Raw genomic sequence first — 19819 nt, forward strand, 5'->3', positions numbered from 1 at the left:
TTCTCCGCACCCCCAACCCCACGACCACCGGACACCACGATCGCCGCCTCGGTCAGCTCCGGACGCCCCGTCGCCTCCCGCGCCGTCCGCGCCACGACCTTCGTGCCCGACGCCAGCGCACCGAAGGTCACCTCCAGTGCCTCCACCGCGCCCGCGGCCGCGGCCGCCTCCACCGGCGCCGCATTCGGCTTCACCGTGATCACCGGCGTACCCGTCGTCACCCGCGACCTCGTGGTGAACGACGCCGCGAACACCGCCTGCGTCGCCACCGGGCCCTCCGGACCGGCCACCACATCCACCGCGTCCGTGATCAGACCCGACCCCAGCCGCAACGCCAGCCGCGCCGCGACCTCCTTGCCCTCACCCGACGACGACACCAGCACCGCCACCGGACCCACCACCTTCGCGGCGGCCTCCAGCGCATCCACCTTCGGCACCACCAGATACTGCGCGAACTCCGCCGCATCATTGGTCAGCACCCGGATCGCACCGTGCTCGCCCAGCACACCCGCGGTCGCCTCCGCGCCCGCACCCAGCGCCACCGCCACCGGCTCACCCAGCCGACGCGCGATCGTCAGCAACTCCAGCGTCGGCTTGCGGACCGCACCATCCACGTGGTCCACGTAGACCAGGACTTCACCCATGGGAACTCAAACTCCTCGGAAAACAGACGGACAAGCGGATCAGATGAACTTCTGGCTCGCGAGGAACTCCGCGAGCTGCTTGCCGCCCTCGCCCTCGTCCTTCACGATCACACCGGCCGTCCGCGGCGGACGCGCCACCGCCTCATCGACCTTCGTCCACGCACCCGCCAAGCCGACCTGCTCCGCATCGACCCCGAGGTCGGACAGGTCCAGGGACTCCACCGGCTTCTTCTTCGCCGCCATGATCCCCTTGAACGACGGATACCGCGCCTCACCCGACTGATCCGTCACCGACACCACCGCCGGCAACGACGCCTCAAGCTGCTCCGACGCGGTGTCACCATCACGGCGCCCGCTCACCACACCACCGGCGACCTTCACCTCCGACAACAACGTCACCTGCGGCACACCCAACCGCTCCGCCAGCAACGCCGGCACCACACCCGCCGTGCCATCCGTCGACGCCATCCCCGTCACCACCAGATCGAACCCCGCGTGCTCGACCGCCTTCGCCAGCACCAGCGACGTCGCCATCACATCACTGCCGTGCAACCCCTCGTCCTCGACATGCACCGCCCGGTCCGCACCCATCGACAACGCCTTGCGCAACGCGTCCTTCGCATCCGCCGGACCCACCGTCACCACCGTCACCTCAGCGTCATCCGACGCCTCAGCGATCTGCAACGCCTGCTCCACCGCATACTCGTCCAACTCGGACAGCAGCCCGTCCACCGCATCCCGATCCGTCGTCAGATCCCCCGCGAAATGACGATCCCCCGTGGCATCGGGCACGTACTTCACCGCGACAACGATCCTCAGGCTCATTTGATGTCCCTCCACACTCTCGGTTTGCGGATTACGGCAGGTTGCGGGCCATGACGATGCGCTGGACCTGGTTGGTGCCCTCGTAGATCTGGGTGATCTTCGCGTCGCGCATCATGCGCTCCACCGGGTAGTCGCGCGTGTACCCGTATCCGCCCAGCAGTTGCACCGCGTCCGTGGTGATCTCCATCGCCGCGTCCGAGGCGTAGCACTTGGCCGCCGCGCCGAAGAAGGTGAGGTCCGCGTCCGAGCGCTCCGACTTCGCCGCCGCCGCGTAGGTCAGCTGCCGTGCCGCCTCCAGCTTCATCGCCATGTCCGCCAGCATGAACTGGATGCCCTGGAACTCGGCGATCGCCTTGCCGAACTGCTTGCGCTCCTTCACGTACCCCTTGGCGTAGTCCAGCGCGCCCTGCGCGATGCCGATCGCCTGCGCCGCGATCGTCACACGCGTGTGGTCCAGGGTGCGCATGGCCGTGGCGAAGCCCGTGCCCTCGGCGCCGATCATCCGGTCGGCGGGGATGCGCACGTCGTCGAAGTACACCTCGCGGGTGGGCGAGCCCTTGATGCCGAGCTTCTTCTCCGGGGCGCCGAAGGAGACGCCCTCGTCGCCCTTCTCCACCACGAAGGCCGATATGCCCTTGGAGCGCTTGTCCGGGTCGGTCACGGCCATGACGGTGTAGAACTCGCTCACGCCCGCGTTGGTGATCCACCGCTTGACGCCGTTGAGCACCCAGGAGTCCCCGTCGCGCACGGCGCGCGTCTTCATCCCCGCCGCGTCCGAGCCGGCGTCCGGCTCCGAGAGGCAGTACGAGAACATCCCCTCGCCCCGGGCCAGCGCCCCGAGGTACTTCGCCTTCAGCTCCTCGGAGCCCGACAGCTGCACCGGCAGCGACCCCAGCTTGTTCACCGCGGGGATCAGCGAGGACGAGGCGCACACCCGCGCCACCTCCTCGATCACGATCACCGTCGACAGCGCGTCCGCGCCGGCGCCGCCGAACGCCTCCGGCACGTGCACCGCGTGCAGGTCGTTGGCCTCCAGCGCGTCCCGCGCCTCCTGCGGGAAGCGGCCCTGCTCGTCGACCTCCGCCGCGAACGGGGCGATCTTCGCCTCGGCCAGGGAGCGCACGGCGTCCCGGAGCATGTCGTGCTCCTCCGACGTCCGGAAGAGGTCGAAATTGTCACTCACGTCCGTTACTCCAGTCCGCGTCAGACTTTCATGGCATCGAGTACCCTCAATTATGCACACTCAGTGCCATTGATCGACGGTCCCCCGGTGTTAGGTTCGCCTCCATGACCACCAAGCCCCCGATGCGGGACGCCCTCGTCGCCGCGGCCTTCCGGCTCTTCCTGGAACGCGGCTACGAGGCGACGACGATCGACGACATCGTCACCCTCGCCGGCGTCGGGCGACGGTCCTTCTTCCGCTACTTCCCGTCCAAGGAGGACGTGGTCTTCCCGGACCACGAGCGCGCCCTCGCCGACATGACCCGCTTCCTGGAGGCGAGCGCCGACGCCGACGACCCCGTGACGCGGGTCTGCGACGCCGCGCGCCTGGTGCTCACCATGTACGCCGAGAACCCCACCTTCTCCGTGCAGCGCTACCGCCTCACCAAGCAGGTGCCGGGACTGCGGGCGTACGAACTCTCGGTCGTCTGGCGCTACGAGCGCGCGATCGCCGACTACCTCGGGGCCCGCTACGCGGACCGCCCCGACGGCAAGCTCCGGGCCGACGTGATCGCCGCCGCGGTGGTCGCCGCCCACAACAACGGCCTGCGCACCTGGCTGCGTTCCGGGGCGGAGGGGGACGCCGGCGCGGCCGTGGACCACGCGCTGGAGTTCGTGCGCGCCGCCTGGAACGGGGAGGGCCCCGTGCGCCAGGGCGCCCCCGAGGCGGAGGACGACGTGGTGATCGTGATCACCAAGCGGCGGACGCCCATGTGGCGCGTGGTCCGGGAGATCGAGGCCGGCCTGGCGGAGGAGGGCTCCCCCGCGTAGGCCGTGCCGACGTCCCGGCGGGGGCACTCAGTGCCTTCCCAAAGTGCACTCAGTGCCATATGGTGGCGTCATGGATGACCGGACTCTCGACGCGCACGACGCCTCGGTTGACGGCGGGCTGCTGGTCCAGCGCTGCCGTTGGTGCGGCAACACCGCCTTCCAGCGCCTCCTGTGCCCCACCTGCGCCTCCACGGAACTCGACGAGATCCGCAGCGACGGCACCGGGGTCATCGTCAGCTCGATGCGGGACACCTCCCTCGTCGACCTCTCCGACGGCTTCTCGGTACGGGGCCGGGTCGTCGGCGCCTCGCCGACGCAGGTGCGCGACGGCGCCCGCGTCCGGCTGGCCCGCACACCCGGCGACGAGGCGGGCGGACTCCTCTTCGAGCTCTGCGAACCGCCCGCGTCCCGGTACGCCTGGTGACCGCCGGCCGCCGCCCGGGACGCCGCTCGCCGCACGTCAGTTGTGCTCCGGGTGCTGGTACTGGCGGGACTGCAGCAGGTACATCTCGCGGAAGTCGCCGGTACCCGCTCCCGGCCGCATGAGGTCGGCGAAGGCACCGTGCTCGACGACCCGCCCGCGGTCCAGGACGTAGATCACGTCGGCGTGGCGGACGCTGTGCAGACGGTGCGTGATCAGCACGACGGTCTGCCCGTCGGCGGCGAGTTCCCGGATCAGGTCGAACACCCGCTGCTCCGCCTGGGCGTCGAGGGCACTGGTCGGCTCGTCGACGATGAGGATCCGGGCGTCGCGGTACTGGGCCCTGCTGAGCTGGAGGCGCTGCCACTGGCCGCCGGATATCTCGTGGCCGCCCTTGTAGCCGCGGCCCAGCAGGGTGTCCCAGCCGCGGGGCAGGCCCGCGACGACCTCGTCGGCGCCGGAGTAGCGGGCGGCGGCCTCGATACGTTCGTCCGTCAGGGAGGCGCCGGGGCGGCCGATCCCGACGTTGACCCGGGCCGTGAACGGCCAGCGGTAGGCGTCCTGCGAGACCAGGGCGATCCGGTCGGTGATCTGCCCCCGGTCGGCCTCGGCCGCGTCGACGTCGTCCCACCGGATCCGACCCGAGTCCGGTGCGTACAGCCCGCACAGCAGCTTGGCCAGGGTGGTCTTGCCGCTGCCGTTGCGTCCGACGAGGGCGACGACCCGGCCGACGGGGATGGTGACGTCGACCTCGCACAGGGCGGGCGGCTTCACCAGCGGCGTGCCCGGCGCGGCCGCGGCGGTGACCGGGTAGCTGAAGGTGACCTTCTCGAAGTGGATGGCCTCGACGCGCTCCGGCAGGTCGAGGCCTCCGGACGGGATCACCCTGCGGTCCGCCTCCGCGCACAGCCGCTCCAGGTCGGCGACGAACAGCGCCTCCTCGTGCAGGTACCCGAGTTGGACCACGAGCCGGTCGAGGGCGGAGGACCCGCTGCGGATGGCGATGACGGCCGTGCCCGCCACGGACAGGGCCATCGTCCCGCTCCACAGCAGCGCGCCCAGCGCGCCGTACGTCGCCGCGGTGGCCAGCCCGGTCCACGCGGACGCGACGAGCCCGGTGCGCGCCGCGAGCCGCGCCAGCCGGGTCTGTTCCCGCTCCCCGTTCTCGGCCATCGCCCTGAAGTGCCCGAGCAGGAACGGCCCGAGGTCGTGGACGCGGACCTCGGGCGCCGCCTGCGTCTCGATCAGCAGCCGTCCCAGCAGCTGCCCGGCACGGGCGTGCTGCACCCAGTTGTGGAAGGAGATGTACCGGCGGCGCGCGATGGTGAGCGCGCTCCAGGCGCTGGGCAGGGTCATCAGCGCCAGCAGCGGGAGCAGCCCCGGATGCAGCACGGTGAGCACACCGGCCGCCGCCGCCAGCGAGATCAGCGCGTTGACCACCGACGAGCAGAAGTTGATCATCCGCCGGGCGGAGGCGGCGCCCCAGGACGCCGAGTCCAGCAGCTTGTGGAACTCGTCGTCCTCCACGGCCGCGAGCTCCACGCGGGCGACCCGCTCCAGGTACATCTCGGTGGCCGCCCGTTCCACGGTCGGCTCCAGCTTGCCGGTGCCGGCCGTGGAGGCGGAGCGCAGCAGCGCCCCGATCAGCGCGGTGGCGGCCACGAGCGCCAGCGCCGGGGTGGCGCCCGTCAGCCGCTCCGCGGTCCCGCCGGGCACCAGCAGCCGGGCGAGCACCCAGTTGACGGCGACCAGGCCGACCGCCTGGGCGACACCGCGGCCCGCCTCGGCCAGCGCCACGACGCGCAGGGCCCGCGGGTCGGACCGGTGCGCCAGGCGCACGGTGGTGGCGACGAGCTGCGGCAGCCGCCGGATCATCGCGCGCAGGCCGAGTTCCAGGAAGGAGCCGTCGTGCTTGTTCCAGCCCATGTCGTACCGCAAGGGCCCGCCGAACAGCAGTCGTTCGGACTCGGACACCTCCTCTGGCGCGAGGGCGTCGGGGTTCCCCGGGGCTTCCTGCCGCTTCCGCGTGGTCATGAGCGTCCCCCTCGGCGGCGGCCGCGGCGCGGTGCCGTGGCGGCCTCCCCACAGGGTGCTCCTCACGGTGGCGCCGTGTGGCCCGCTCCCGTCAGTGCGCCCCGTCCCCGCTCCCGGCGGCCCCGTTCCCGCCCCCGTCGGCGCCGTCCTCCGCCCAGGCGCGGTAGGCCTCGACCGCCGTGGGCAGGGTGGGGAAGATGCGCTCGCGGCCGACCGACTCCGTCAGGCCGTACGCGTCCAGGTCCTCCAGCAGGTCCTGCTTGACGCGGGCGAGCGCGAGGACGATGCCGCGGCCGGCGAGTTCGCGGCGCAGTTCCTCCAGGGCGTCGAGGGCGGTGATGTCGACCTCGACGTTGGCCTCGGTGTTGAGGACGAACCACCGCACCGGGTCGTGCTGCCGGTCGACGGAGGCGAGGGCCCGGCGCCGGAAGTCCTCGGCGTTGGCGAAGAACAGCGGCGAGTCGTAGCGGTAGACGAGCAGGCCGGGGATCGTCCGGGCCTGGGGGAAGTCGTCGACGTCGTGCATGCCGGCGAGGCCGGGCACCAGCCCCTCGACGGCGTCGTGCGGGCGGGCCACCCGGATCAGCATCTCGGCCACCGACAGCGCGACGGCGACCATGACGCCGTACAGGATGTCCAGCGCGAGCACGCCCAGCAGGCACGCGAGGGCCAGGAGCAGTTCGCGGCGCCGGAACGACGCCAGGCGGCGGAAGCCGGCGACGTCGACCAGCCGGCAGGCGGCGAAGACGACGATGGCGCCGAGGACGGTGGAGGGCATCCCGGACAGCAGGGGGTTGAGGAAGAGCAGGACGCAGACGACCGCCCCCAGCGCCACCAGCGAGTACAGCTGCGTACGGCTGCCCGCGGAGGCGCCGAGCGCGGTGCGGCTGGCGCTGCTGCTGACGGGGAAGCCGTGCAGGACGCCCGACCCGAGGTTCGCCGCGCCGAGGGCGAGCAGTTCCTGGTTGCTGTCGGGGCGGGCGGCGTCCCGGCCGGCGAAGGCCCGTGCGGTGAGCACGAAGTCGGTGTAGCCGACGAGCAGCACGCCCACCGCGGGCAGCAGCAGGTGGGCCAGGTCGCCGGGGGTCGGCAGGGCCGGCCGGGGCAGCCCGGAGGGGACCTCGCCGATGACCGCGATGCCGTGCCCCTCCAGCCCGAAGACGCCGACGACGACCGTTCCGGCCACCACGGCGAACAGCGGCCCGGGGGCGCGGGGGGCGTACCTCTGGAGGAGGAAGAGGAAGAGCAGCGCGCAGGCGGCGAAGGCCACCGTCCCGGCGTGCGCCTGGGGCAGGTGCGTGACGAAGGAGACCAGCTGGGGGAAGAACTCCTCGCCCTCGACGGGCACCCCGGTCAGCTTGGGCAGCTGGTCGACGACCATGATGCAGGCCACTCCGGCGAGGTAGCCGACGAGCACGGGCCGGGACAGCAGGTCGGCGACGAAGCCCGCCCGCACCGCCCACGCCACCACGGCCAGCAGGCCGACCACGACGGCGAGCGCCGCCGCGAGCACGGCGTAGCGGCCGGGGTCGCCCGCGGCCAGCGGTGCGATCGCGGTGGCGGTCATCAGCGCCGTGGTGGACTCGGGGCCGACCGACAGCTGCCGGGACGAGCCCAGCAGGGCGTACAGCGCGAGCGGCGCGAGGACGGCCCACAGCCCCGTCACCGGCGGCAGCCCGGCCAGTTCGGCGTAGGCCATGACCTGCGGCACGAGGTAGGCCGCCACCGTGACGCCGGCGAGCAGGTCGCCGCGCAGCCACGCCCTGCGGTAGCCGAGGAGGGTGGTGAGGCCCGGCAGCAGTGCGTGCCGGCCGCGCCCGACGGCGGGCCTCCTGGGCGGCGGGGCGGGCTTGGAGACGGCGGACGGCATGGGCCCATCCTCCCCGACGACCCCGCGTTGGGGCCGGACGGCCCCTCCTCGCGCCGCCGGGGGGCGGAGCACCCTGGAGGGGAGGGCGTACCGGACGAGAGGGAGGACGGCGATGACCACCACCACGACGGGCCTGCTCGACGCACTGCCACCGGAGACCCGCGGGCGGCTGCTGGAACTCGCGCGCGACGTGTCCTTCCCGGCCCGGGCCCGGATCTTCGAGGAGGGTCACCGGGCGGACCGCTTCTGGATCATCCGCACCGGCTCGATCGCGCTCGACCTGCACGTGCCCGGGCGGCAGCCCGCCGTCGTCGAGACCCTGGGCCCGGGAGACCTGCTGGGCTGCTCGTGGCTCTTCCCGCCGTACTCATGGCACCCCCTGGGCGCGCGGACGCAGAGCCCGGTGCGGGCAGACGAGTTCGACGCGACGGTGGTGCGGGCGCTGTGCGAGGCCGACGCGGTGTTCGGGCGCGCGGTGGCCCGGCGGGTCGCGCAGATCGTGGCGCACCGACTGCAGGGGGCCCGCATCCGGCTCCTCGACCTGTACGGTCCGCAGGGCAGCGGCAGCACGGTGCACTGACGGACGCGGTGCCCGCCACGGACCGGGCGGTACCGGTGGCGGCGGCGCGCGCGGGCGTGTCTGCTGGACGTCGGCGGGGCGCGGCCGCGCGATCGGGAAATCGGGAACGGATGCCCTGGGGGCCGGGATGAGCGAGGCACGGGAGTCCGGCGAGCGGGCGCCGATCAGGGTGTTCCTGGTCGACGACCACGAGGTGGTGCGGCGTGGGCTGCACGACCTGCTCGACGCCGAGCCGGACATCGAGGTCGCCGGCGAGGCCGGCACGGTCGACCACGCCCTCGCCCGGGCCCCGGCACTCCGTCCTGACGTGGCGATCCTCGACGTGCGCCTCCCGGACGGCGACGGCATCTGCGTCTGCCGCGAGCTGCGCTCGCGCATGCCGGGGCTGGCGTGCCTGATGCTGACCTCCTTCGACGACGACGACGCGCTGCTGGACGCGATCATGGCCGGGGCCGCCGGCTACGTGCTGAAGCAGATCAAGGGCTCCGACCTGGTCTCCGCGGTCCGCACGGTGGCCTCCGGCCAGTCGATGCTGGACCCGGCGACCACCGCCCGCCTGATGAACAGCCTGCGCGAACAGGAGCAGCCGCCGGAGCCGCAGGACGAGGCGCTGGCCGGGCTGACCCCGCGCGAGCGGGAGATCCTGGAGCTGATCGGCGAGGGGCTGACGAACCGGCAGATCGGGGAACGGCTGTTCCTCTCGGAGAAGACGGTCAAGAACCACATCTCCCGCATGCTGGGCAAGCTCGGCGTCGAACGCCGCATCCAGGCCGCCGTCCTCGCCACGGAACACCGCACGTCGAGCGCCACCCCCAAACCCGGCCCCTGAGCCCCCGCGGGAACCCGCGCCCGAGGGCTCCGCCCCGACGTCGACCGACGCGGCCGGAGCCGTGCGCTCGCCACCCCATGGCCGCCGGCCGACGTCCACGGCCGCGCGGACCCGCCCCGCCGGACGCCCGCTCGTCCGGCTGTGATCCGCGACGCCAAGCTGCGCGCTCGCCACGCAGGAGAAGCCGGGACCACAGCCTTCACCGCGTGCCCCGCTGCCGATGCACGGCACCTGGGGCAGCCGGGCTCGCCCCGGCGGACGCGACACCGGAGTCCCGCGGGGAACCACCCCGCAACGGCGGCGCCCCGGCCTTCCGCCGCGCAAGCCGTGCCGCTGCCACACCCACGCAGGCTCCACGCTGCCGAACCGCACCGACACCGACCGACGCGGCCCGGGCCGCACGCTCGCCGCACCGACGCCCCCGGACGACGCCCACGGCAGCGCGGACCCGCACCGGCGGGCGGCCGCCCGCTCGTCCGGCGACGCGCGACGCTGCTGCCGGACCGGCCACCCAAGCTGCACGCTCGCCGCGCAGGAGCTGCGTCCACGGCCGCGCCGCGTGCCCAGCTCACCGCGTCCCGTGCCCGGGGACGGGTGGCCCGGCGCCGGGGACAGTACGGGCCCGCCCCGGAGGGGAGGCCGTGGGGCCGCGGACGCGGGATGCCCCGGCGGCCCACGGGGTAGGGCCGGTCGGCCCTCCCCCATGAGGCGGCGGGGCGTGCAGGGTGGGAGGACGCGGCCGGAGGGAGCGCGCCATGAATCCCACCACACTCAACGGGGCGACCCTGGAGAAGCTGATCTCCGCGGCCGTGGCCGCGCCTTCGTTCCGCGGCAGCCGGCCCTGGCGGTACCGCCTCGATCCGGACACCGGCACGTTCCAGGTGCGTGCCGTCCCCGAGCCGGGGGTGCCGGAGTCGGAGGCGGCGGCGCGCGCCCTGCACGTGTCCGTGGGCGCCGCGGTGTTCAACCTGCGGGTCGCGCTGGCCCACTTCGGATGGGAACCGGCCGTGCACCTGCTGCCCGTACCCGCCGACCCCGATCTGCTCGCCGCCGTGCGCCCGGTCGGGCCGCGCCACGTGGGCGACGGTGCGTACCAGGACCTGTACGACGCGATCTGGCGCCGCCACAGCTGCCGTACGCCCTACTTCGCGCACTGCCCGACCGGGGCGGTGGTGCTGGAACTGATCGACGCCGCGCACGCGGAGGGCGCGTCGCTGACCCTGCCGCGCACCGAGGAGGCGCTGCGGCTGCTGCGGCTGACCGCGGAGGCGGAGCAGCGGGGCGTGACGGGCGCGGGCCGCCCGGTCGGTCAGGGCGGCAGGGTCCACGAGGACTCCGGGGCCGGCGCGGCAGCCGCCCTCGACCCGGGGCGGCGGCCCCTGGTGGCCGCGCTGTGCACGCCCCACGACTCGTGCGCGGACTGGCTGCGGGCCGGGCAGGCGATGGAGCGCGTGGTGCTCCTGGCGACGGCGAACACCGTGCACGCGACGCTGCTGCACGAGGCGATGGAGTGGCCGGACCTGCGGGCGGCGATGCGCACCACCGACTGCGGGCCGGGCCTGCTGCAGATGCTCATCCGGTTCGGTGCCGCGGCGTCCGGGGACCGGGCGCCGCGGTTGCCGGTCCGCGAGGCCGCGGAGCGGGCCTGATCAGAGCGGCCGGCCGCCGTCCGACGGGACCCGCCACACCAGGCGGGTGCCGCCCTGGCCGGGGGTCTCCAGGGTCATCGTGCCGCCGAGGCGGTACGCCCGTTGCGCGAGGTTGGCAAGTCCGCTGCGGTGACCGTCCTCGGGGACGCCCACGCCGTCGTCGCTGACGGTGAGGGTCAGCGTGCCGGAGCCGACGACCAGGGACACCTCCGCGCTGCGGGCCCTGGCGTGGCGGGCCACGTTCGACAGGGCCTCGCCGAGCACGGCCACCACGTGTTCCGCGACCGCGGTGGGCACATCGGTGTCGATCAGTCCCTCCATGCGCAGCGACGGGGTGAAACCCAGTCCGGGCACCGCCTCCTCCACCGCCTTCGCCGTCCGCACCCGCAGTCCCTGGCGGGTGGGCCCGGTGTCGTGGCTGCGCAGCCCGAAGATCGTCGAGCGGATGATCTTGATGGTCTCGTCCAGGTCGTCCACGGCCCGCAGCAGCCGTTCGCTCGCCTGCGGGTGGTCGACGAAGCGCACCGCGCTCTGCAGCGTCATCCCCGTGGCGAACAGCCGCTGGATCGCCAGGTCGTGCAGGTCACGGGCGATCCGGTCGTGGTCCTCCAGGAGCACCAACTGCTCGGCCGACCGCCGCCGTTCGGCCAGCTCCATCGCCAGGGCCGCGGAGCCGGCGAAGCCCAGCAGCGGCGCGGTCTCCACGTCCGTGAAGGGTGCCTCCCCCTCGGCGCGGGCCAGCAGCAGCGCCCCGCGCACCCCCTGCGGGGTCGCCATCGGCACGGCCACCGCGGGGCCCAGGCCCTCGAAGCGCGGCGGGCCCGCCACCACGCGCGGGTCGCGCTGGATGTCGGCGCTGGTCAGCGGCTCGTTCGCGGCCATCGCCGCGCCGGTGAACGACCCCTCGCACGGCAGCGTCAGCCCCCGGTGGGCGTCGGCGTCGATGCCCGTGGCGATGGCCATCGTGATGCCGCCGCTTCCGGCCGGCAGGGCCAGCACCCCCAGGTCCGCGCCGAGGATGCGCCGTGCGTGCTCCACGATGAGCTCCAGCACCGCGTTCTCGTCGATGCCCGACAGCAGGCCCCGGGTGATCTCCGCGTTCGCCTCCAGCCACCGCTGCCGCGACCGGGCCTCCTCGTACAGCCGGGCGTTGTCGATGGCGACCCCGGCCGCCACGGCCAGGGTGGACAGCACCGTCTCGTCCTCGCCGTCGAACTCCTTGCCGCCCCGCTTCTCCGTCAGGTAGAGGTTGCCGAACACCTCGTCGCGGACCCGGATCGGCACCCCCAGGAAGGAGTGCATCGGCGGGTGGTTCGACGGGAAGCCGTGGGAGGCCGGGTGCCGGGCGATCTCCTCCAGCCGCAGCGGGGCCGGGTGACGGATCAGCTCGCCGAGGATGCCGTGCCCCGAGGGCAGCGGGCCGATCGCCTCGATCTGCTCGTCGCTGACGCCCACCGTCAGGAACTGCGCCAGCCGCGCGTCGTCGCCGATCACGCCCAGCGCCCCGTACTCGGCGTCCACCAGCAGGACCGCGGCCTCCACGATGCGCCGCAGCACCTGGGGCAGGTCCAGTTCGCGGCCGACCGTCAGCACGGCCTCCAGCAGGCTGTGCACACGGTCCCGCGTCCCCCGCACCGCGTCGATGCGCGACTGCAGCTCGTCCAGCAGGGCGTCGAGCTGCAGTCGTGGCAGGCCTTCGGCGTCCTTGCCGCCGCCAGTCCCCACCGGCACCTCCGTCCGCTGTGGCGGCCCTCGTGGGGCCCCCTCTCAAAGTAGCGCCACCCCGCAAGGAGGACGCGCGGAACGGCACTGCTAGTCGGGGCCTCGCTCCGCGGGCGGCACGGCCGCCCAGTGCTCGATGTTCTCGTCGGGCGCCAGCCGGGACAGCGCCTCGCCGAGCCTGCGGCAGACCTGCTCGATCTCGCGGCGGGTGCGCTCCCGTTCGGTGACGGTCGCCGACAGCAGCAGGGCGGTCAGCGCGGCGGACCCGTTGAAGGCCTGGAGGGTCACCATCTTCGCGAAGAGGTCGTGCCCCGCGAACGGGCCGGACCCGGCCGCGGCGGCGTCGATCGCGATGAGCGAGGTGATCAGGGCGCAGGGCGCGGCCCCGGCCAGCTGGAAGCGGAAGGCGGCCCAGATCAGCAGCGGGGAGACGAGGAAGAGCAGCCCGGGCGTGCTGTGGGTGGCCACGAAGGTGACGAGCGCGGTGCCCGCGAGGAGCGCCGCCGCCTCCGCCCAGCGGTACGCCGGCACCCCGCGCCGGAGCCTGAGGGTGCGCAGGACGAGCAGCAGCGGTGCGATCACCAGCACCCCCATCGCGTCGCCGGTCCACCAGACCGACCAGGTGGGCCAGAAGCCGCCGGGCGGCACGACCCCGGAAGCCGCAAGCACTCCGCTGCCGACGGTCGCGCTGATCAGCATCCCGCCGAGCGCGCCCAGGAAGACCAGGGCGAGGGCGTCCTGCAGCCGGTCGAGTTCGACGCGGAACCCGACCCTGCGCAGCAGCAGGCAGGCGCACACCGGGGCGAGGGTGTTGCCCGCCGCGATGCCCAGCACGGGCAGCAGCGACGGCCCGATCGCGATGTTCACCACGAACGCGCCGACGGCGATGCCCGGCCACAGCCGGATGCCGCCGAGCAGCAGGCCGACCAGGGCGATCCCGGTCGGCGGCCACATCGGGGTGACCTGACCGCGCAGCAGCTGCTGCTCCAGTCCGATGCGGGCCCCGCCGTAGTAGGCGGCGGCCATGACCACGATCCACAGGGCCGTCGCCCGGTGGCGCCGCAGGCCCTCGCCGCCGGCGGTCATCGCGGCGCCGTCCCGCGGGGGCCGCCGTGCCCGAGGACGAGCACCGCGGCGTCGTCGCTGTGGCCGGTGAAGTCGGCGACGGAGATCAGCCGGGCGGCCAGCTCGTCGGGGTCGGCGGTGCAGCCGGCGGCGGCCAGTTCCGCCACGCGGGCCAGCCCGTCGTCGATGGGATGGCCCGGGCCCTCCACCACCCCGTCGGTGACCAGCACGAAGGCACCGGTGCCGGCCAGGACACGGCGGGTCGACGGGTACTTCTCGCCGTCGAGGATGCCCAGCGGCAGGCCGCCCTCGTCGAGCACGACCTCGCAGCGTCCGTCGTCGGTGGCCCAGACCGCCGGTACGTGCCCGGCGCGGGCGTCGACCAGTTCGCGGGTCGCCGGGTCGAAGCGCAGGAAGGTGCACGTCACGAAGAGCCCGGACCCCATGGAGATCAGCAGGTCGTTGGTGCGGGCCAGCACCTCCGCGGGTTCCGTGGTGGCGACGGCGACGGCGCGCAGGCAGGTGCGCACCTGGCCCATGTAGGCGGCGGCCTCGACGTCGTGGCCCTGCACGTCGCCGATGGCGCAGCCGACGCTGCCGTCCGGCATGGGGAACACGTCGTACCAGTCGCCGCCGATGTCGAGACCGTCGCGCGCCGGGGCGTAGCGCCCCGCCACGCGCAGCCCGGGGACGGCCGGGAGGGCGGCGCCGAGGGTGTGCCGCTGGAGGGCGGCTGCCAGCTCCACCCGAGCCTGCTGCATCTTGATCCGCTCGAGGATGCGTCCGGTGAGCTGCCCGAGTGTGTTGAGCAGTTCCTCGGCGCTACTGGTGGGAGCGGTGTGACGTCGGGACATGGCACCAACGCTCCGTGGCCTTGGGCACTCGCGCCACCTCTCACCCTACGCCCGCGGGCCCTGCGGCACCCCGTTCAGAGCCAGCCGCGGCGGGCCGCCTGCCAGGCGAGCTGCATGCGGGTCGCGGCGCCGGCGAGCGTCATCATGTGCTGGATGTGGCGCTGGACGGTGCGCCGGCTCAGGCCCATCTGGCTGGCGATGGCCTTGTCGGCGACACCCGCGACGAGCAGCGACAGCAGCCGGCGGTCGGTCTCGCTCAGCGGGTCGGAGTCGTCGGCGCCGTCGGCACCGCTCACCGCGCCGGACGCGCTGACGTGCAGCGGCACCGCGTCCTCCCAGTAGCGCTCGAACAGCGCGGTCAGCGCCTCCAGGAGGCTGCTGTCGCGCAGCAGCGCCGCGGTCGGTTCGTTGGGGCTGCCCTGCGGGCCGCCCGGGACCAGGGGGCAGATGGCGATGGTGCGGTCGGCGACCGCGAGGCGCAGCGGCAGGTGGGGCACGGAGCGGGCCATCTCCCCGGCCTGGACGCCCTCGACGACGTTGTCGATGGCCCCGTCGTCGTCGAAGAACGCCCGCTCGTACAGGACGCGGTAGCGCACGCCGCGGGCGAGGGCCTCGTACTCGGCGCGGTTGCTCCCCGAGGGCATGGCGACGTACTGCGCCTTGCAGAACCAGAGCATCTCGTGGCGCGCGTTCTCCTGCATCTGCCGCAGGTGCTGGCGGAGCGCCTCGGCGCCGGTGATGACCTCGATGAGCTGGCCGGCGTCCTGGCGGCGCACGGTGCTGCGGTAGCTGTCCAGCAGGTCGGTGACCGCGGTGCGGGCCTTGTCGAGGGAGTCGGCCTGGCGCTGCAGCCGCGGCAGCAGGGCCACGTCCGGCGGGGTGGCGGCGTACTGCCGGGGGAGGCCGTCGGTGGGGCTGGCCAGCCCCTTGGTGGCGAGGGAGGCGAGGACGCCCTCCGTCTGCCCGGGTGGCAGGCCCGTCTGTGCGGCGACCTCGTCCGCCGACGCGGTGACGGTGGTGACCAGAAGCCGGTAGACGGTCTCCTCGACCGCGGTGAGGCCAGCCACCTCGAGCATGCCGCGTTCCTCCGGGTCCGGGACGGGTCCGCACGACGTACGCACAGGTGGCGTACAAGCCGCACATATCGTTAACGGCCGGACTATACCCGGGGAATGTTTCGCGCCAATGGTGCGGCGGGTGCCGGGGCCCACACTCCCCTGCACCCGCCGCTGTGTCAACGGTGACGCCCCACCGTCACCGTCCTCCGGAGTCCCGTGCGCCGCTGTGCAGATACGCACGGTCCACCGTCTGCCGGACGCTGTTGCCGGCCGCGTCGGTCGCGGTCACGCGCAGCGTCACATAGGCGTCGCCGCGCACCCGCGACGGACGCTCCACGGTGGCGGTGAAGCCGCCACCCTTGCGGGCCGTGGCGGCCCGGGTCCAGGTCCGCCCGTCGTCGTAGGACGTCTCCACCCGCACGGTCACCCCGCGCGGCGCGGCCGTGCCGTCCTGCATGCGCACGTCCAGGCCCAGGGTGTGGCGGCGGGCGGGGCCCACCGCGTTGCGGGCGTCGACCGGCACGGCGTAGTCGACCTGCAGGAGGGGCAGTGCCGTCGGCTGCGCCGCGGTGCCCGAGCGGAAGGTCCACGAGGTGCGGGTGCCGGTGCCGAACCGCCAGTCGTCCGAGGTGCGGGCGGTGGTCAGGTCCAGCCGGTACGCGGCGTCGCCCGCGGGCACCTCGAAGTTGCCCCAGGCGCCCGTGTCGGACGAGGCGATCTGCTTCCCGTCGCGGTAGAGCGCCGCGGTGGCGGTGTCGTCCACCGGCATTCCGTCGCCGGCGCGGGCCGCGCCGGTTCCGATGCCGCCACCGAAGCCGTTCCGCTCGTAGAACGAGTAGTGGCCGGTGCCGGAGTCGTTGAACTCCGGAACGAAGACGGACAGGGTGTCGCCCGTGCGCACCGACGGCCAGGCCGCACCGCGCGGGATCGACGGCCGGACCACGGCCCCGAACCAGCGTTCCGTGGCCTTCTGACCGGGCCGGTAGGTCCGCGGCAGGTCCTGCATGCCTGCCCCGAGCGGGGTGTCCGTGCCGAAGACGACGTTGTGGTGCACGGTGTGGCGCCACAGGGTGTCCCCGCCGCTCACGTACTCCACGCGCTCCTGGCCCGTCGGCACCTCACGGCTGTACTGGTTCCAGGCGGTGTCCTGGTACGGACGCCACCCGAAGCGCTGCTCACTCGCCCACTGCGAGGCACCGGTACGGGTGTAGGTGCTGCGGACCACCGCGCTCTCGCGCTCGGAGACGGTGTGCACCAGGTTCTTCGGGACGAAGCCCTTGGACACCTGCATCACGTCGTACAGGTACGGGCTGCGCACCGTGCCGGAGAACTCCACCGTGGTGGTGCGCTTCTTGATGCTCTTGAGGAGCTCGGTGCCCTCCGCCGTGCCCGCGCGCATGGTGGGCACGGCCATCCGGTCACCGGTCGGGCTCCACCGCGTCCAGGGGTAGAAGCCCTCCTCCACGACCAGCATCAGCGCCTTGGCCCCGGCCGCCCCGGCCGCCTTGGCGAGCTCCCGGTCGTCGGTGAAGTTCCAGCGGACGACCGCCAGTTTGCCGCGCACGCCGGCCTTCTTCAGCTCGGCCGCGGTGCCGGTGCCGGCGTCGACGGCGGTCAGCCTGGCGCCCTTGTCGTCGAAGGCCGGGGAGGCGGGCACGTAGTACGGGGTGAAGACCGACGACGTGCCGGAGACCTTCGCCCGCAGTTGCGGGGCGACCAACTGCCAGCGCGAGGCGTACTCGAAGTCGCCGTCGGTGACGCGCGCGGTGGGGCTGACGTAGAGCCGCTTGGCGATGTCGAAGAACATCACGCCCTGGATCAGGCCGTTGCCGTCGATCTTCCGGTACGTCTGGTAGCTGATGATGCCCCGCTGCTCCGCGGGCCGGGGGGTGCGGATCTTCACCTCGGTGACCTTGGAGGCGTCGAGCGTCACCGTGGTGTCCTTGGTGACCTTCACCTCCGGGTTGACCACCTCGCGGAGCTCCTGGCCGTCGGCGGCCCTGTCCAGCGTCCCGAAGCTGAGCTGGTAGGTGCCCTCCTCGACCTCGGCGACGCCGGGCTCGACGGCGCTGTACTCCACGAACCCGTCGGCGCCCCAGATCGTGGGCGCGGCGCCCTCGATGACCTTGCCGTCGGCGTCGCGGGCGACCACGGTCAGCTTGTGCTTGGGGGCGTGCACGTTGAGGCTGACGGTGGTGTGGGCGACGACGGTGCCGTCGGCCGCCGCGGCGGTGACGTAGCCGTAGTACTTCCCGCGCGCGGCGTGGGCCGCGTCGGTGCTCAGCGGGACGTCGGCGGTGGCACCGGGCGCGACGCTCACGGTGCCGGAGCCGAGGGTGACGACCCCGTCGGGCAGCGCGCGCCCGGTTCCGGTGGAGAGCTTGACGGCCAGCTTCAGATCGACCTTCTTGTCACCGGTGTTGGTGTAGCGCACGGTGGCCGCCTGCTGCCGTCCCCCCGTTCCGCCGTTCTGGACCGGGGGCAGCACGACCGTGCCGGTCGCGGTGATCGTGCCGGTGGCGGTGGCCAGGTCGATCCGGCCGCCGCCCTGCTCGGTCACCTTGGTGCCGGGCACCGTGCGCGAGGTGCTGATCAGCGCGTCCTTGATCTGCTGCGCGCCCCAGCCCGGGTGCTGCTGGGCCAGCAGCGCCGCGGCGCCCGCGACGTGCGGGGTCGCCATCGACGTGCCCGAGGCGGCGACGTAGTTCGCGTCGACCGGGTCACCCATGGTGGTGCCCGCGGCACGCGCGGCCACGATGGCCACACCCGGGGCGGTCACGTCGGGCTTGACGGCGCCGTCGCCGAAGCGCGGGCCGCGGCTGGAGAAGGAGGCGAGGGAGTCGTCCCGGTCGACGGCGCCGACGGTCAGCGCAGCGTCGGCCGCGCCCGGCGATCCGACGGTGGACGGCCCCGGGCCGGCGTTGCCCGCGGCGATGACGAACAGCGTGTCCGTCGACGCGGTCAGGGTGTTGACGGCCTGGCTCATCGGGTCGGTGCCATCGGTCTGCATGTCCGCACCGAGGCTCATGTTGACGACCTTGGCGTGCTCGCCCGCCGCCCACTCCATACCGTCGATGACCTGCGACTCCGACCCGGAGCCCTCGTCACCGAGCACCTTGCCGACCAGCAGGTCCGCCTTCGGCGCCACACCGCGCCGGGTCCCCGCCGACGCCGCGCCGGTGCCCCCGACGATGGAGGCGACGTGCGTGCCGTGCCCGAAGTGGTCGTCGGTGTTCGTGCTGTCGGAGAAGTTCCTGGCCTCCGCGATCCGCCCCGCGAGATCGGGGTGGTTCGCGTCGACGCCGGTGTCCAGCACCGCGACCTTCACACCCTGGCCCTCGTACCCGGCCTTCCACGCGGCGGGCGCGTTGATCTGCGCGGTGCTGCGGTCCAGCACCGCCTTGACCTTGCCGTCCAGCGAGACCCGCGGGGTCACCGCGGCCCGGGCGGCGTCCGAGCTCCCACCGGGGTTCAGCGTCTTCCAGAAGGCGCCGAGTTCGTCGCCGTCGACCCGCAAGGAGCGGGCGTCGATGCTCTCCAGGGTGCGCGAGGCCGTCTTGTCCGCGCGCAGCGCCACCAGCCGGTCGGCGGTCGCCTCAGCGGTCCTCGCCGCCTGCGCGGTGACGCGTGCCCCGACCCGAGTCGCCTCGGGCCGCGAGGAGACGATCAGCGGCAGCGTCGAGGTGTGCGCCTCGTCGAAGCCGGCGGCGATCAGCGCCGTCACGTCGAACAGCCGCCGGTCCAGGGTGCCCGTGGACACCAGTGCCTCGGCGTCGAACGGCACGACGGTCAGGGACTTGTCGTCGGCCTCCAGCGTGCGGAAGGGGATGTTCTCGCGGCCGGGCCCGGGCTGGACCGAGGCGGTGTGCCGCCCACCGGGCAGCGACGTCACCGTCACCCGGTCGCCGGTCACCAGCCGGACGGTGGCGGAGGACGTCCCGGCACGGTCGGCGGATCGCGCCGGCCCGTCCGGGGCGGTACCCGCGGAGGCGGCCGTGGTGCCCCCGAGCGTCACCACCAGCACTGTCGATATCGCCGCCGCGAGGCGGAATCCTGCCATCACCCAAACACCTTTCGTACAGCTCCGGGTCACGCGCTGTCCGACAGAATCTGCCGATGCCGGGGAGGTGTCACCGGTTATCGGCTGTCACAGCTGCGACATGTCCCAACGGCGACACGGCGGTTCGGGCAACCTGCGACGACCCCCGCCAGGCCGCGGCGAACCCGCCCGGGACGGTACGAAACGCCCCCCGAGGACAGCCCTCGGCCCCGGATC

General features: G+C 73.5%; 15 protein-coding genes. 5 read left to right on the forward strand and 10 right to left on the reverse strand.

Annotated elements, in window-relative coordinates; genetic code table 11:
* The 3 genes from ACZ7MY_RS12335 to ACZ7MY_RS12345 form a co-directional block, all read right to left on the reverse strand.
* On the reverse strand, positions 1 to 644 hold a 644-nt coding region (locus ACZ7MY_RS12335), incomplete at its 3' end, for an electron transfer flavoprotein subunit alpha/FixB family protein (protein ID WP_499601326.1).
* Positions 645 to 683: 39 nt separating this feature from the next.
* Positions 684 to 1469: an electron transfer flavoprotein subunit beta/FixA family protein gene (locus ACZ7MY_RS12340; RefSeq protein WP_499601327.1), complete on the reverse strand. Its 786-nt coding sequence runs from the start codon at positions 1467 to 1469 to the stop codon at positions 684 to 686.
* A 31-nt stretch (positions 1470 to 1500) separates the two neighbouring features.
* Positions 1501 to 2652 (reverse strand): acyl-CoA dehydrogenase family protein, encoded by a 1152-nt coding sequence (locus tag ACZ7MY_RS12345; RefSeq protein ID WP_499601328.1) that lies wholly within the window; start codon positions 2650 to 2652, stop codon positions 1501 to 1503.
* 104 nt (positions 2653 to 2756) lie between these two features.
* Between ACZ7MY_RS12345 and ACZ7MY_RS12350 the strand changes: the two genes are divergently transcribed.
* Together ACZ7MY_RS12350 and ACZ7MY_RS12355 are read left to right on the forward strand one after the other, a co-directional pair.
* Positions 2757 to 3461: a TetR family transcriptional regulator gene (locus tag ACZ7MY_RS12350; RefSeq protein ID WP_499601329.1), complete on the forward strand. Its 705-nt coding sequence runs from the start codon at positions 2757 to 2759 to the stop codon at positions 3459 to 3461.
* 70 nt (positions 3462 to 3531) lie between these two features.
* Positions 3532 to 3885, forward strand: coding sequence for a Zn-ribbon domain-containing OB-fold protein (locus ACZ7MY_RS12355; protein ID WP_499601330.1), 354 nt, complete (start codon positions 3532 to 3534; stop codon positions 3883 to 3885).
* 36 nt (positions 3886 to 3921) lie between these two features.
* Here ACZ7MY_RS12355 and ACZ7MY_RS12360 read toward each other — a convergent pair whose 3' ends face one another.
* On the reverse strand, positions 3922 to 5916 hold the full coding sequence (locus ACZ7MY_RS12360; protein ID WP_499601331.1) for an ABC transporter ATP-binding protein: 1995 nt from the start codon (positions 5914 to 5916) through the stop codon (positions 3922 to 3924).
* Between the two features lie 91 nt (positions 5917 to 6007).
* Complete coding sequence (sulP, locus tag ACZ7MY_RS12365) at positions 6008 to 7786, reverse strand: sulfate permease (RefSeq protein ID WP_499601332.1); 1779 nt, start codon at positions 7784 to 7786, stop codon at positions 6008 to 6010.
* 112 nt (positions 7787 to 7898) lie between these two features.
* Here sulP and ACZ7MY_RS12370 point away from each other — a divergent pair, with 112 nt between their 5' ends.
* From ACZ7MY_RS12370 to ACZ7MY_RS12380, 3 genes are all read left to right on the forward strand, one after another.
* Complete coding sequence (locus ACZ7MY_RS12370) at positions 7899 to 8366, forward strand: Crp/Fnr family transcriptional regulator (protein WP_499601333.1); 468 nt, start codon at positions 7899 to 7901, stop codon at positions 8364 to 8366.
* 127 nt (positions 8367 to 8493) lie between these two features.
* Positions 8494 to 9195: a response regulator gene (locus tag ACZ7MY_RS12375; RefSeq protein ID WP_499601334.1), complete on the forward strand. Its 702-nt coding sequence runs from the start codon at positions 8494 to 8496 to the stop codon at positions 9193 to 9195.
* A gap of 755 nt (positions 9196 to 9950) precedes the next feature.
* Positions 9951 to 10844, forward strand: a complete 894-nt coding sequence (locus tag ACZ7MY_RS12380; protein WP_499601335.1) for a hypothetical protein — start codon at positions 9951 to 9953, stop codon at positions 10842 to 10844.
* Here the strand turns inward: ACZ7MY_RS12380 and ACZ7MY_RS12385 are convergent, their stop codons facing one another.
* The 5 genes from ACZ7MY_RS12385 to ACZ7MY_RS12405 all read right to left on the reverse strand — a co-directional run bounded on the left by ACZ7MY_RS12385 (position 10845) and on the right by ACZ7MY_RS12405 (position 19603).
* The gene (locus tag ACZ7MY_RS12385) at positions 10845 to 12569 is read right to left on the reverse strand and encodes a GAF domain-containing sensor histidine kinase (RefSeq protein ID WP_499601336.1); all 1725 of its coding nucleotides are present in this window, start codon (positions 12567 to 12569) and stop codon (positions 10845 to 10847) included. It lies immediately after the preceding gene.
* An 87-nt stretch (positions 12570 to 12656) separates the two neighbouring features.
* The gene (locus tag ACZ7MY_RS12390) at positions 12657 to 13652 is read right to left on the reverse strand and encodes an MASE1 domain-containing protein (RefSeq protein ID WP_499601337.1); all 996 of its coding nucleotides are present in this window, start codon (positions 13650 to 13652) and stop codon (positions 12657 to 12659) included.
* Positions 13649 to 14485: a PP2C family protein-serine/threonine phosphatase gene (locus ACZ7MY_RS12395; protein WP_499601338.1), complete on the reverse strand. Its 837-nt coding sequence runs from the start codon at positions 14483 to 14485 to the stop codon at positions 13649 to 13651. Before ACZ7MY_RS12395 ends, ACZ7MY_RS12390 begins: the two co-directional genes overlap by 4 nt.
* A 74-nt stretch (positions 14486 to 14559) precedes the next feature.
* The gene (locus tag ACZ7MY_RS12400; protein ID WP_499601339.1) at positions 14560 to 15561 is read right to left on the reverse strand and encodes a helix-turn-helix domain-containing protein; all 1002 of its coding nucleotides are present in this window, start codon (positions 15559 to 15561) and stop codon (positions 14560 to 14562) included.
* A 178-nt stretch (positions 15562 to 15739) separates the two neighbouring features.
* Complete coding sequence (locus ACZ7MY_RS12405; RefSeq protein ID WP_499601340.1) at positions 15740 to 19603, reverse strand: S8 family peptidase; 3864 nt, start codon at positions 19601 to 19603, stop codon at positions 15740 to 15742.
* Positions 19604 to 19819 lie beyond the last annotated feature (216 nt).

Source organism: Streptomyces sp. NPDC111520 (genome assembly GCF_055635295.1).

Bases quoted from the DNA above. Each gene is read 5' to 3' on its own strand.
- ACZ7MY_RS12340 (WP_499601327.1), bottom strand. From the start codon at position 1,469: ATGAGCCTGAGGATCGTTGTCGCGGTGAAGTACGTGCCCGATGCCACG.
- ACZ7MY_RS12350 (WP_499601329.1), top strand. From the start codon at position 2,757: ATGACCACCAAGCCCCCGATGCGGGACGCCCTCGTCGCCGCGGCCTTC.
- ACZ7MY_RS12355 (WP_499601330.1), top strand. From the start codon at position 3,532: ATGGATGACCGGACTCTCGACGCGCACGACGCCTCGGTTGACGGCGGG.
- ACZ7MY_RS12360 (WP_499601331.1), bottom strand. From the start codon at position 5,916: ATGACCACGCGGAAGCGGCAGGAAGCCCCGGGGAACCCCGACGCCCTC.
- sulP (WP_499601332.1), bottom strand. From the start codon at position 7,786: ATGCCGTCCGCCGTCTCCAAGCCCGCCCCGCCGCCCAGGAGGCCCGCC.
- ACZ7MY_RS12370 (WP_499601333.1), top strand. From the start codon at position 7,899: ATGACCACCACCACGACGGGCCTGCTCGACGCACTGCCACCGGAGACC.
- ACZ7MY_RS12375 (WP_499601334.1), top strand. From the start codon at position 8,494: ATGAGCGAGGCACGGGAGTCCGGCGAGCGGGCGCCGATCAGGGTGTTC.
- ACZ7MY_RS12380 (WP_499601335.1), top strand. From the start codon at position 9,951: ATGAATCCCACCACACTCAACGGGGCGACCCTGGAGAAGCTGATCTCC.
- ACZ7MY_RS12390 (WP_499601337.1), bottom strand. From the start codon at position 13,652: ATGACCGCCGGCGGCGAGGGCCTGCGGCGCCACCGGGCGACGGCCCTG.
- ACZ7MY_RS12395 (WP_499601338.1), bottom strand. From the start codon at position 14,485: ATGTCCCGACGTCACACCGCTCCCACCAGTAGCGCCGAGGAACTGCTC.
- ACZ7MY_RS12400 (WP_499601339.1), bottom strand. From the start codon at position 15,561: ATGCTCGAGGTGGCTGGCCTCACCGCGGTCGAGGAGACCGTCTACCGG.
- ACZ7MY_RS12405 (WP_499601340.1), bottom strand. From the start codon at position 19,603: ATGGCAGGATTCCGCCTCGCGGCGGCGATATCGACAGTGCTGGTGGTG.